This window comes from Sphingobium cyanobacteriorum, assembly GCF_030580935.1.
Lineage (GTDB): Bacteria > Pseudomonadota > Alphaproteobacteria > Sphingomonadales > Sphingomonadaceae > Sphingobium > Sphingobium cyanobacteriorum.
This window is the reverse complement of record NZ_JAUQOM010000002.1, coordinates 201376-213622: the sequence shown is the minus strand read 5'-3', so window position 1 is coordinate 213622 and position 12247 is coordinate 201376. Positions and strand designations below refer to the sequence as shown.

Annotated in this window: 10 protein-coding genes and 1 riboswitch; of the genes, 2 read left to right on the top strand and 8 right to left on the bottom strand. The window is 66.2% G+C overall.

The genetic code is table 11. From position 1 onward, the window contains the following. Nucleotides 1-2 precede the first annotated feature (2 nt). Nucleotides 3-1208 carry a penicillin-binding protein activator gene (locus Q4610_RS05940; RefSeq protein ID WP_425262530.1) on the top strand — a complete coding sequence of 402 codons (1206 nt, stop codon included), beginning with the start codon at nt 3-5 and terminating at the stop codon, nt 1206-1208. An 80-nt stretch (nt 1209-1288) separates the two neighbouring features. On the opposite strand, the gene Q4610_RS05935 is transcribed toward Q4610_RS05940, so the two are convergent. Together Q4610_RS05935 and Q4610_RS05930 are read right to left on the bottom strand one after the other, a co-directional pair. Then, nucleotides 1289-2074: an ABC transporter ATP-binding protein gene (locus tag Q4610_RS05935; protein WP_304535077.1), complete on the bottom strand. Its 786-nt coding sequence runs from the start codon at nt 2072-2074 to the stop codon at nt 1289-1291. Further along, on the bottom strand, nt 2068-3066 hold the full coding sequence (locus tag Q4610_RS05930; protein ID WP_304535076.1) for a FecCD family ABC transporter permease: 999 nt from the start codon (nt 3064-3066) through the stop codon (nt 2068-2070). The genes Q4610_RS05935 and Q4610_RS05930 overlap by 7 nt, the downstream gene beginning before the upstream one ends. A gap of 80 nt (nt 3067-3146) precedes the next feature. Here Q4610_RS05930 and Q4610_RS05925 point away from each other — a divergent pair, with 80 nt between their 5' ends. Beyond that, on the top strand, nt 3147-3956 hold the full coding sequence (locus Q4610_RS05925; RefSeq protein ID WP_304535075.1) for an ABC transporter substrate-binding protein: 810 nt from the start codon (nt 3147-3149) through the stop codon (nt 3954-3956). 36 nt (nt 3957-3992) lie between these two features. On the opposite strand, the gene Q4610_RS05920 is transcribed toward Q4610_RS05925, so the two are convergent. The 6 genes from Q4610_RS05920 to Q4610_RS05895 all read right to left on the bottom strand — a co-directional run bounded on the left by Q4610_RS05920 (nt 3993) and on the right by Q4610_RS05895 (nt 12221). Then, complete coding sequence (locus Q4610_RS05920; protein ID WP_304535074.1) at nt 3993-5831, bottom strand: TonB-dependent receptor plug domain-containing protein; 1839 nt, start codon at nt 5829-5831, stop codon at nt 3993-3995. A gap of 165 nt (nt 5832-5996) precedes the next feature. Beyond that, a riboswitch (cobalamin riboswitch) is annotated at nt 5997-6229 on the bottom strand. Nucleotides 6230-6298: 69 nt separating this feature from the next. Next, nucleotides 6299-7084, bottom strand: a complete 786-nt coding sequence (fdhD, locus tag Q4610_RS05915; RefSeq protein ID WP_425262541.1) for a formate dehydrogenase accessory sulfurtransferase FdhD — start codon at nt 7082-7084, stop codon at nt 6299-6301. After that, entirely contained in the window at nt 7084-7326 is a 243-nt protein-coding gene (locus Q4610_RS05910; RefSeq protein WP_304535072.1) for a formate dehydrogenase subunit delta, read from the bottom strand. Before Q4610_RS05910 ends, fdhD begins: the two co-directional genes overlap by 1 nt. Nucleotides 7327-7336: 10 nt before the next feature. Beyond that, nucleotides 7337-10183 (bottom strand): formate dehydrogenase subunit alpha, encoded by a 2847-nt coding sequence (gene fdhF, locus Q4610_RS05905; RefSeq protein ID WP_304535071.1) that lies wholly within the window; start codon nt 10181-10183, stop codon nt 7337-7339. Further along, nucleotides 10180-11772 (bottom strand): formate dehydrogenase beta subunit, encoded by a 1593-nt coding sequence (locus tag Q4610_RS05900; protein WP_304535070.1) that lies wholly within the window; start codon nt 11770-11772, stop codon nt 10180-10182. The genes fdhF and Q4610_RS05900 overlap by 4 nt, the downstream gene beginning before the upstream one ends. Continuing rightward, nucleotides 11769-12221, bottom strand: coding sequence for an NAD(P)H-dependent oxidoreductase subunit E (locus Q4610_RS05895; protein WP_304535069.1), 453 nt, complete (start codon nt 12219-12221; stop codon nt 11769-11771). Before Q4610_RS05895 ends, Q4610_RS05900 begins: the two co-directional genes overlap by 4 nt. Nucleotides 12222-12247: the final 26 nt, after the last annotated feature.

Here is a 12247-nt window from a genome sequence, read left to right as displayed (position 1 = left end):
AGATGACAGAGACGGATGCCCCCCGGCAAGCAAATGTGTTCGCTGCGATCAAGCGCGGCGCGCGTTGCGCCTTCATGGGGGCGGCGCTGTTCCTGGCCGCCTGTCAGTCGATCGTGCCCAAGGGGCCGGCGCCCACCACGCCTACCGGCCCGGTCCAGCCGACCGGACCAGAGGTGGTCCAGGGCCTGCCGACCGATGCGGCACGCCATCGCGTCGCTCTGCTGGTGCCGATGAGCGGCCCCAATGCCGGGGTCGGCCAGTCGATCGCCAACGCCACCACCCTTGCGCTGATGGACATTCGCACAGACAAGGTGCGCATCACCACCTATGATACGGCGCTGGGTGCGGCAGCGGCGGCGAACAAGGCGCTGGCCGACGGCAATCGCCTGATCCTGGGACCGCTGCTGGCGGAGGATGCCCGCGTGATCGGGCCGATCGCGGCGCGCGCCAATGTGCCGGTCATCAGCTTTTCCAACGACGCCAGCATCGCGGGCGGCGGCGTCTATATCATGGGCTACAACCCCGCCCAGTCGATCGAACGGGTCGTCGCTTTCGCCCGCGCAAAGGGGCTGAGCCGCTTCGGTGCGCTGGTGCCGCGCGGCACCTATGGCGAACGGGCCGGCAACGCGCTGCTGCGCGCGGTCGAGCAGGCCGGCGGCACTGTCGTCTCGATGCAGACATTCGACCGCGCGCCCGCTTCGATCACGGCGGCGGTGAAGAAATTGCAGGCATCGTCCAGCTATGACGCGCTGCTGATTGCCGACAGCGGCCGGGTGGCGTTGCAGGTCGCGCCGATCGTACGGAAAAATGGCGGTGCGACCGCGCGGCTGCTGGGCACCGAATTGTGGAATACGGAAGGCACGCTGGCCGCCAGCCCGGTGCTGCGTGGCGCCTGGTTCGCCAGCGTTTCCGACACGCTCTACCGCCAGCTCGCGACCAAATATCGCGCCCGTTATGGCAGCGCGCCCTTCCGTTTATCCTCGCTCGGCTATGATTCGGTGCTGCTGACGGTGCGGATCGCGCAGGACTGGAAGCCCGGATCGCCCTTCCCCGCCGCACGCCTGCGCGACGCGGGCGGCTTTTCCGGCATCGACGGCGCGTTCCGCTTCAACCGGCAGGGCGTGGCGGAACGCGCGCTGGAAGTGAATGAAGTCGGGGCCGGCGCATCGACGGTAGTGGACCCGGCCCCACGGGGGTTCGGGGACTAAGTTTACATCGTCATTGCGAGCGCAGCGCGGCAATCCATATGGCGTCAATGGATTGCCACGCTGCGCTCGCAATGACGGCCTTAAGCCTTGCCTGTCACCCGCCCCGTCGGCAGGATCAGCGGCACGTCCCCGTGCCGCTCGATCCGCGCCGTGACACCATAGACCTGGCCAAGCGCATCCGCCGTCAGCACGTCCATCGGCGCACCATCCGCTACCGCCGCCCCGCCGTCCATCAACAGCAGCCGATCACAGTATCGCGCCGCCATGCTCAGGTCATGCAGCACCGTCACCACCAGCGCCCCGCCGCGCGCCTCCCCGCGCAGCAGGTCCATGACGTCGATCTGGTGCCCCGGATCGAGCGCGGCCAGCGGCTCGTCGGCGATCAACCCGCGCGCCTCCACCGCCAGTGCCCGCGCCAGCAGCACCCGCGCCCGCTCGCCGCCCGACAATTCGGTCGCGATCCGGCCTTTCAGATGCAGCACATCGGCCCGCGTCATCGCCGCCTCGACCGCTGCCTCATCCTGTGCCGAAAGGCGCGACAGCGGCCCCAGATGCGGCAACCGCCCCAGCGCCACCAGCCGCTCGACGCTAAGCGGCCAATGCAGGGTCTGACCCTGCGGCAGATAGGCGACGGCGCGCGCGACCGCCTGCCGGCCGAGCCGCGCCACATCCTGCCCGTCGATCGTCACCCGCCCGCTCTGCGGCCTGGCCAGGCCCAGCAACGCACGGATCAGCGTGGACTTGCCCGCGCCATTGGGACCGATGATGCCGACCAGCGCGCCCGGTTGGAGCGTCACATCGACATTGCGCACCGCCGCATGGCGGCCCAGCCGCACCGACAGGCCCTGCGCCGCGATCGTCACCATAGCCGCCGCTCCCGCATCAGATGGAGCAGGAATACCGGCACGCCGAGCAGCGCCGTCACCACCCCCAGCTTGAGTTCATTGCTGGTCGGGATCAGCCGCACGCCGATGTCTGCCAGCGTCAGCAGCGCCGCGCCGCCCAGCAGCGATGGCAGCAGGACGGCGGATGGCGATCGGTCAGTCAGCGGGCGGACCAGATGCGGCACGATCAATCCCACAAAGCCGATCGCGCCCGATACCGCCACCGCGCCGCCCACGCCGATCGCCACGCCCAGCATCATGCGCAGCCGCGCGGACGACAGGTTGACGCCCAGCGCCTGCGCGCCCTCCTCCCCCAATGTCAGCGCGTCCAGCATGCGCCCATCGGCAAGCAACAGCGTCGCGCCGATGGCGACGCAGGGCAGCGCGATCCAGACATGGGCATAGCTGCGATTTTCCAGGCTCCCCATCAGCCAGCTCATGATTTCCATCGCGGCGAAGGGATTGGGCGACAGGTTGAGCGACAGGCTGATCCCCGCCCCCGCCAGCGTCGCCACCGCGATGCCGGCCAGGATCAGCGTCAACGGGCTTTCCGCTGTGCCCGACAGCAGGAACAATGCACCGATGGCGATCAGCGCCGTCAGGATCGCAAGCACTGGCAAAACCACCGGATGCATCTGCGCAAACCCGAAATAGAGCGCGCAGACCGCTCCCAGCGCCGCCGCGTTGGATGCGCCGAGCACCGATGGCTCAGCCAGCGGATTGCGCAGATAGCCCTGCAACGCCGCCCCCGACACGCCCAGCATCGCGCCGACGATCAGCCCCAGGGCCATGCGCGGCAGGCGCAGGTCCAGGATGATGGCGCGCGCAATGGCGTCTCCCCCACCGGATAGCACCGCGACGATCCGCGCCGGGCTGATCGCCACAGCCCCCAGCAGGATGGAGCCGAAGGCTGCCGCGAAAACCAGCAGCAACAGGCCGGGGATCAGTAAGGGATGATGGCGGCGCGCGGTCATGGCTTGTTTCCCGATCGCGGATCGATAAAGCCCCTTGTTACCGCAACGGCGGGAATATGTCCTTTTATGAGACAAGCCCCATGATCCGCCCTTTGATCCTCGCGACCACCGCCCTGTTCGCGCTGACCGGCGCGGCGACGCCCACCGCGCCGCAGCAGATCGTGTCGCTCAACGTGTGCGCCGACCAATATCTGATCGCGCTCGCTGATCCGGGGCAGATCGCGGCGCTCAGCAGCAACGCGCGCGATCCCGAACTGTCCGCCGTCGCGACGAAGGCGCGACGCTTCCGCATCCTGCGCCGCGCGTCGGAGGAGGTACTGGCGATCCGGCCCGACCTGATCCTGGGCTATCCCATCGGCCCCGACATGGTGGCCGGCGCGCCGCCGGGCGACTGGCGCACGCTGGGCCTTGCCAGCGCAGACAGCTATGCCGCGATCCTCGACCAGATCCGGCAGGTGGCGCGCGCGATCGGCCATGTTGATCGCGGCGAGGCGCTGATCGCGGCCATGAACCGCGATCTTGCCGCCCTGCCCCGCGCGCGACGTGGCGGGGTCGCGGCCTATTATCAGCGGCGCGGCTATATGACCGGCACCGGGACATTGATCGATGATCTGATGCGCCGGGTTGGCCTCACCAATCTCGCCGCAAAACTGGGCAAGCCGGCACTGGCGCAGGTGCCGCTGGAGGCCATGGTCGCCGCGCGGCCCGACTGGCTGATCGTGGAAAGCGCCACCGACCGCGTGGTCGACCAGGGCACGGAAATGCTGCATCATCCCGCCCTGGCGCGGGTGCCCCGCATCAGCCTGCCGCAAAGCTGGACCGTATGTGGCGGCCCGGCCTATGTGCAGGCCGCGCGCGCCATCACGACGCGGCTGAACGCCGCGCGCTGACAGGGCGGGCGTCACGCCCGCCCGCCCCTTGTCCGGTCAGAAACGGACACGCACGCCGCCATAGGCGGAGCGGCCATAGGTGCCATAGCCATAGGCGGTGGCGTAGCCTTCATCGAACAGATTGTCGACGCGGCCATAGACTTCCAGATGCTCGCCGACCGGCAACGACGCACGGACGCCGACCAGCGCATAACCGTCGAGCCGGCGGCTGTTGGCGGCATTGTCGAAACTGTCGTCCACCATCGTCACGGTCGCGCCGGTCGACAGGCCGAACGACCAGTCATAGTCGGCCGACACACTGACCTGATTGGCGGCGCGGCGGGCCAGGCGATTGCCGTAGAAGGCGGAACCGGGCGAACGGTCGCGCGCGTCGACATAGCTGTAGCTGCCCGTGACGGTCAGCGCATCGACCGGCTTCAATGCGATCGAGGCTTCCACGCCCTTGGCGCGGGTGCGGTCCAGATTGTCATAGGTGAAGGTGGCGTTGTCATAATTGATCTGGTCACGCGTATCGCGGCGGAAGGCAGTCACCGACAGCATCGCCCGCCCGCCATCCAGTCTCTGGTCGAACCCGATATCGTAGCTTTTCGACCGTTCAGGCCGAAGCGCCGCATTGCCGCTATAGCTGTCATATAATTGATAGAGCGATGGCGCCTTGAACCCCTCGCCATAGCTGAGGCGCACATTGGTTGCGCCGCCATTGGGCGAATAATTGGCGTTCGCGCCGAACGTGGTCGCGCCGCCGAACTGGCTATGGTCGTCATGGCGCACGCCGCCGGTGACGGCCAAGCCGATGAAGGGCTTGACGATCGCCATGCCATAGATGCTGTCGATGTTGATCCGGGCGCTGGCGGTCGATCCGAAGCCGAAGAAATCATAGTCCGGCCGCTCATGCTCATAACCGAACAGCAGCTTGGCCTGATCGACCGGGACAAAGACGCCTTCATATTCAAACCGCAAATTGGTCCCCGAATAGCCATAGTCAGGGTCGGTCCCACGCACGAAATAATAGTCGCGGTCGTTGCGCAGATAGGTGACGGCGGCGCGGTTGGTCAGCTTGCCGTCAAGCAGCGCCAGATTGAGGCCGGCATAGCCGACATATTGGTCAAGCTTCGACACGTCGCTGCTGTCGGCCGGCGCACCGAAGAAGCTGTCATAGTCAAGGTCCGCATGGATATAATAACCGCGCAGGTCGAGGCTGAGCGCCTCGTTGAATTTCAGCGTCAATCGCGCATTGGCGGCGATATTCTCGGTCCCGTCGCGTTCCGTGCCGCCGACCGCCGACGAAATCCCGTCGGTGCGGAAATAGGCCGCACCGATGCCCCCCGCCGCGATGCCGCTGGTGCCCGACAAATCCACCTTGGTGCTCAACGTATCGCCATAGCCATATTCGACCGATGCATTCGCGCCGAACCCCTGCGCCGGCACGCCGGTCATCAGGTTGACCACGCCGCCGATCGCCTGGCTGCCATGGACCACAGAGTTGGAGCCGCGCAGCACTTCGATCCGCCTGATATTGCCGGTCAGCAAAGGCCCGAAATCATAGCCGTCGCCGATGCCGCTGGGATCGTTGACCTTCACCCCGTCGATCAGCACCAGCGTCTGCGTCGTCTCCGCGCCGCGCAGCGACACGCCGGTCACACCGCCGGTCGATCCGTTGCGGTTGAAGCGCACGCCCGGCGTCGTCGCCAGCAGGTCCACTACATCGATCGCCTGCCGCGTCTCGATCATATTCGCGTCGATGACCGTGATCGCCTGCCCGACATCGTCGCGCGGCTGGGCAATGCCCGTGGCGGTGACGACGATATCGTCATCCTGCGCCAGAACCGGCGTCGCCACGATCAGCGCCACCAGAGAAATGCCTGTTTTCAACATATATCAACCCCCGGCGCCGGTGCGACTAGGGCTGGGGCGTCCGCAACGCGGTCGGGCACAGGCCAGGGATGACGCCAAATCCCGCCCGCAACCCGATGCGGCCCCGGCCGCATGGCGTCGCTCGACGGAAAACCACCGTGCCCCGGCCATCCCCTGGACCAAAGCAAGAGCGACCAGGCGCCGGCAGGTCTCCTGGCTCGCGGGTCACAGCAACAATGCAAAGCCTTCCCGGACGCAATATCCAGTGGCCGGTCTTGCGGTCCCCAACGACCTTCAGACCCGATGCATCGCACTATCCGCTTACAGTTGCAGGGACAGCCATGGAATTGGGCGCTCGCACGCCCGCACCACATTCCCGATTAAGCCCGTTGCCGGGCACCGGCGCGATCTGTTTGCAGGGAAAGATGCCCTCCCCCCACGCCGCGCGCTGTAGGGGAAAGCGAACGGGAAGCCAAGCGCCCGTCGGTTTAGAGTGCGTCGCTGTGGCCGCGCAGCAACAGCGCGTCCGGCCGGGCAAGCGCCACCAGCGGCAGTCCGGCCGCCTCGGCACGCTCGGCGGCCAGCCGCGTCGGCGCGGAAATCGTCACGAGCAGCGGGCAATTGGCCAGCGCCGCCTTCTCCACCAGTTCATAGGAACAGCGCGACGACAGCAGTGCAAAGCCGCCATCCCAGCCCGCGCCTGCCCGCGCCATCGCGCCGATCAGCTTGTCGAACGCATTGTGCCGCCCGACATCCTCCCGCACCAGCCGGATCGCCCCGTCCGCCCCGATCCAGGCTGCCGCATGGGCCGCCCCGGTGGCCGCGTTCAACGGCTGATGATCGTACAGCGCGGCGAGCGCGCGGAAGATCGCGGCGCGATCCGCCCGCGTCCGGTTGGTCACGGTCGGCAGCGGTCGCATCGCCTGCTCCAGATTCTCGATCCCGCATATCCCGCAGGAGGAATCCGACGCGCGATGCCGCACCCGGTCCAGCAACGCATCGGCGCGATGGGGCGGCATCGTCGCGCGGGCGATAATGCCCGCCTCGGTGCGATGCACATCCATGTCGAGCAGCGCGTCGTCGCGCGTCACCAGCCGCTCCGCCAGGCTGAACCCCTGCACCAGATCGGCAATGTCGGCCGGCGTCGCCATCAGCACGGCATAGCCCGCACCATTATATTCGATCGCGACCGGCACTTCCTCCGCCAGCGGCCGATCGATCGCTTCGGCCAGCCCGTCCGGGGTCAGGCGGGTGAAGGACAGCGCGCTGTCGATCAAACCGCAATCCGGCGCAGCGCCTGCGCGGCGATCGGCGACAGCGCATCGGGTCGCTCCGCTGCCAGTTCCTGAAGCCGGGCGCGCATCGCGCCGGTCCAATATTTACGGATATGTTCGGCCGTCTGGACGTCCGCGTCACGCTGCGCGGCGAGGTTGCGGGCAATCTGGTTCGCCATGTAGATCAGCCGGTCGCCAGTGGACATGATATCGGTCGACATGACTTCGCTTTCATCGCTCATGCGCTCGATCCTATTCGGCGGCTTCGAGCGGCGCAATACGGCGGCTGGTCCGGGCCTGATCCGCATAATCGCGCTGCCAGTCGCTCGGCCCGTTGGACGCCATCACCTGTACCGCCGTCACCTTATATTCCGGGCAATTGGTCGCCCAGTCGCTATAGTCGGTGGTGATGACGTTCGCCTGCGTTTCCGGGTGGTGGAAAGTCGTATAGACCACGCCCGGCGCGACCCGCTCCGTCACCAGCGCGCGCAGCGTCGTTTCGCCTGCCCGGCTGCGCAGTGTCACCCAGTCGCCATCTTTCAGCCCGCGATTGTCCGCATCGCTCGGATGGATTTCCAGCCGATCCTCCGGGTGCCAGGCAGTGTTGGCGGTGCGCCGCGTCTGCGCACCGACATTATAATGGCTCAAAATGCGCCCGGTCGTCAGCAGCAGCGGGAAGCGCGGGCCGGTCTTTTCATCGGTCGGCACATAGTCGGTGACGACGAACTTGCCCTTGCCGCGGACGAAGCCGTCAATATGCATGGTCGGCGTGCCGTCCGGCGCGGCATCGTTGGCCGGCCATTGCAGCGATCCTTCCGCCTCCAGCCGGTCATAATGCACCCCCGCGAAGGTCGGGGTCAGCGCCGCGATCTCGTCCATGATCTGGGCAGGATGGTCGTACGTCCAGTCAAGCCCCATGGCATTCGCCACCAGTTGCACGATTTCCCAGTCGGCATAGCCGTTGAGCGGGGCCATTACCTGCCGCACGCGCTGGATGCGGCGTTCGGCGTTGGTGAAGGTGCCATCCTTCTCCAGGAAGGTCGATCCGGGCAGGAAGATATGGGCATAATTGGCGGTTTCGTTGAGGAACAGGTCCTGCACCACGACACACTCCATCGCTGCGAGGCCCGCCGCGACATGATGGGTGTTGGGGTCGGACTGGAGAATATCCTCGCCCTGCACGAACAGCCCCTTGAACGTGCCATCGGTGGCCGCATCCAGCATGTTGGGGATGCGCAATCCCGGCTCGGCGTCGAGTGACACGCCCCACGCCTGTTCGAACAGAGCCCGCGTTGCGGTGTCGGACACATGCCGATAGCCGGAAAATTCATGCGGGAAGCTGCCCATGTCGCATGCCCCCTGCACGTTGTTCTGGCCGCGCAGCGGGTTCACGCCCACACCCTCACGCCCGACATTGCCGGTCGCCATGGCAAGGTTGGCGATCGCCATGACGGTCGAGCTGCCCTGACTATGTTCGGTAACGCCAAGGCCGTAGTAGATCGCGCCATTGCCGCCTGTGGCATAGAGGCGCGCGGCGGCGCGGACCTCGTCCGCCTTCACGCCGGTCAGCGGCTCGATCGCTTCGGGTGAGCGCACCGCTTCCGACACGAAATCAGCCCAATCGGTAAATTCGTCCCAATCGCACCGCTCGCGGATGAAGGCCTCATCATAGAGCTTTTCTGTGACGATGACATGCGCCATCGCGGTCAGCATCGCGACATTCGTGCCGGGGCGCAGGGGCAGATGATGTTCCGCCTCTACATGCGGGGATTTCACCAGATCGGTCCGGCGCGGATCCATGACGATCAGTTTCGCGCCCTGACGCAGACGCTTCTTCATGCGGCTGGCGAATACGGGGTGGCCGTCCGTGGGATTGGCGCCGATGACGAGGATCACGTCGGCCTGCATGACGCTGTCGAAATCCTGCGTGCCCGCCGATGTACCGAAGGTCTGGCTGAGGCCGTAACCCGTGGGCGAGTGACAGACCCGCGCGCAGGTATCGACATTATTGTTGCCAAAGCCCTGCCGGATCAGCTTTTGAACCAGAAAGGTTTCTTCGTTGGTGCAGCGACTCGACGTGATCCCGCCGATGCTGCGCGTTCCATATTTGCCCTGAATGCGACGGAATTCGGATGCGGTGTGGGCGATCGCCTCCTCCCACGACACTTCACGCCACGGCTCACTGACTGAGGCGCGGATCATCGGGTTCAATATCCGGTCCTGATGCTGGGCATAGCCCCAGGCGAAGCGGCCCTTGACGCAGCTATGGCCGCGATTGGCCTTGCCATCCTTCCACGGCACCATGCGCACCAGTTCCTCGCCCCGCATTTCCGCGCGGAAGGTGCAGCCCACGCCGCAATAGGCGCAGGTGGTGACGATAGCGCGGTCAGGCGTTCCCACTTCCACCACGCTCTTTTCGATCAGCGAGGCGGTGGGGCAGGCCTGCACGCACGCGCCGCAGGAGACACATTCGGATCCCAGGAAATCCTCACCCTGCGATGGCGATACCTTCGAATCGAATCCCATGCCTTCGATCGTCAGGGCGAACGTCCCCTGCACCTCTTCACAGGCGCGCACGCAGCGCGAACAGACGATGCACTTGCTGGGATCGAAGTCGAAATAGGGGTTCGACTGGTCCTTCGCCTGCCCCATATTGGTCGCGCCATCATAGCCATAACGCACATCGCGCAGGCCGACTGCACCCGCCTGATCCTGCAACTCGCAGTCGCCATTCGCGCCGCAGGTCAGGCAGTCGAGCGGATGGTCCGAAATATAGAGTTCCATCACCCCGCGCCGCAATTGCTTGAGCCGTTCGGTCTGGGTGCGCACCACCATCCCCTCGGCCACCGGCGTGGTGCAGGACGCAGGATAGCCGTTGCGTCCCTCCACCTCCACCAGACACAGGCGACAGGAACCGAAACTGTCCATGCTATCGGTCGCACAGAGTTTGGGAATCGACCCACCCGTCAACGACGCGGCACGCATGATGCTGGTGCCTTCGGGCAGGGTGACGCTTTGACCGTCGATCGTCAGCGTTACGGACTTTCCGGTGGCGATCGCCGCCGGAGTGCCATGGTCGGTTTCGCGGGAAAAGCTCATTCCGCCGCCTCCTTGATGGGCGCACGCGCGCCGAAATCCTCAGGAAAATGATCGAGGGCGCTCAACACCGGATAGGGGGTGAAGCCCCCCAGCGCGCAGAGCGAACCATATTTCATCGTGTCGCACAGGTCCCGCAGCAAGCTGGTCTGCGCATCGAGCGAGGTGTCGATACGGGATGGCGCGCGGGAGTAGAGCGCTTTGGCCAAACTGCCATGCTCCTGCGAAGGCAGGAGCCCAGGGTCAGGTTGCGCTGCGGCTGACGGTGCACGTTGCGCCATGATCCGGTCCATGATCTCCACCCCGCGCGTCGATCCGATCCGGCAAGGCGTGCATTTGCCGCAGCTTTCCGCCGCGCAGAACTCCATCGCGAAGCGGGCCATATGCGCCATGTCCACACTGTCATCGAACACGGTGATCCCGGCATGGCCGATCAACCCGCCTGCCTGCGCGAACGCCTCATAATCGAATGGCAGATGGAACATGCTGGGCGGGAAATAGGCGCCCAGCGGCCCGCCCACCTGCACCGCGCGCACCGGGCGGCCGCTTGCGGTGCCGCCGCCAACATCATTCACCAATTCGCCCAGCGTGATGCCGAAACCGATCTCATAGAGGCCGCCATGCCGCACATTGCCCGCCAGTTGCACCGGCATCGTTCCCCGCGACCGGCCGAAGCCGACCGCTGCATAGGCATCTGCCCCTTCCGCCAGAATGAACGGCACGGCGGCCAGGCTCAGCACATTGTTGATGACGGTCGGCTGGCCGAACAAGCCCTTGAGCGCGGGCAGCGGCGGCTTGGCGCGCACCTGCCCGCGCTTGCCCTCGATTGAATCGAGCAAAGCCGTCTCCTCACCGCAGACATAGGCGCCTGCGCCCTCGCGCACCTCCAGCGTGAAGGGCGCGACCAGATGGGCGGAACGCTCGATCGCCAGCCGCATCGTGTAAATGGCGAAGGGATATTCGGACCGGATATAGATATAGCCATGACCCGCGCCGACGGCATGGGCGGCGATCGCCATCCCCTCGATCAGGCAATAGGGATCGCCCTCCATCAACATCCTGTCGGCAAAAGTGCCGCTGTCGCCCTCATCCGCATTGCAGACGATGAACTTGTCGCCTGCTGGCGCATCCAGCACCGTCTGCCACTTGATGCCGGTCGGGAAGCCTGCCCCGCCGCGTCCGCGCAAGCCCGACGCCTTGACCGTATCGACCACGGCCTGCGGAGCCTGCGCCCGCGCTGCCGCCAGCCCCTGCCAGCCATGCAACGCCGCATAATCCTCCAGGCTCAGCGGATCGATCACTCCGCAACGCGCAAAGGTGAAACGCTGCTGTCCGGCGAAGAAGGCCAGCTCTTCGACCTTCCCCAGCCGCGTCGCATGTGTCCCATCCAGCACCGCCGCCACATCGCCCGGCCCAACCGGCCCGAACCCGATCCGGCCGTCGTCCGTCTCCACCTCGACCAGCGGCTCGATGCTGAACAGGCCGCGCGATCCGGTGCGCACCACATCGCAGCCCGCGTCGGCGAAGGCGCGCGCCACATCATCCGCGCCCAACGCCACCGAAGCCATGTCGCGGCTCACGAACACCCTCATGCCGCCACCTCCAGCGCAATCCGTTCCAGCATATCGGCGTCGATCCGCGCCACCGGCCGTCCGTCGACCAGCGCATTGGGGCCGATCGCGCACAGGCCCAGGCAATAGACCGGCTCCAGCGCGACTTGCCCGTCCCCGCGCGTCTCGCCCATCGCCACGCCCAGCCGCCGCGCCGCCGACGCCTCGATCGCCGCGCCACCGCGCGCCTGGCAGCTTTCCGCGCGGCACAATTTCACGACATGGCGGCCCGGCGGGGCGCGCCGGAAATCATGGTAGAATGTGATCACGCCATGCACGTCGGCCCGGCTGAGGTTCAGCGCCCTGGCGATTCCCGGCACCCACGCATCGTCGACATGCCCAGCCTCTTCCTGCATCGCATGAAGCAAAGGCAACAGCCGGTCGCGTGTCGCGCCATGGCGCGCGATCCAGGCGGCGATAAATTCTTCCATCTCTACCCTGCCTTTTTGGCCATATT

What these genes read in the sequence shown, in the direction of transcription:
- Q4610_RS05940 (WP_425262530.1), top strand. Translation starts at nt 3, where the DNA reads ATGACAGAGACGGATGCCCCCCGGCAAGCAAATGTGTTCGCTGCGATC.
- Q4610_RS05935 (WP_304535077.1), bottom strand. Translation starts at nt 2,074, where the DNA reads ATGGTGACGATCGCGGCGCAGGGCCTGTCGGTGCGGCTGGGCCGCCAT.
- Q4610_RS05930 (WP_304535076.1), bottom strand. Translation starts at nt 3,066, where the DNA reads ATGACCGCGCGCCGCCATCATCCCTTACTGATCCCCGGCCTGTTGCTG.
- Q4610_RS05925 (WP_304535075.1), top strand. Translation starts at nt 3,147, where the DNA reads ATGATCCGCCCTTTGATCCTCGCGACCACCGCCCTGTTCGCGCTGACC.
- Q4610_RS05920 (WP_304535074.1), bottom strand. Translation starts at nt 5,831, where the DNA reads ATGTTGAAAACAGGCATTTCTCTGGTGGCGCTGATCGTGGCGACGCCG.
- Q4610_RS05910 (WP_304535072.1), bottom strand. Translation starts at nt 7,326, where the DNA reads ATGAGCGATGAAAGCGAAGTCATGTCGACCGATATCATGTCCACTGGC.
- fdhF (WP_304535071.1), bottom strand. Translation starts at nt 10,183, where the DNA reads ATGAGCTTTTCCCGCGAAACCGACCATGGCACTCCGGCGGCGATCGCC.
- Q4610_RS05900 (WP_304535070.1), bottom strand. Translation starts at nt 11,772, where the DNA reads ATGAGGGTGTTCGTGAGCCGCGACATGGCTTCGGTGGCGTTGGGCGCG.
- Q4610_RS05895 (WP_304535069.1), bottom strand. Translation starts at nt 12,221, where the DNA reads ATGGAAGAATTTATCGCCGCCTGGATCGCGCGCCATGGCGCGACACGC.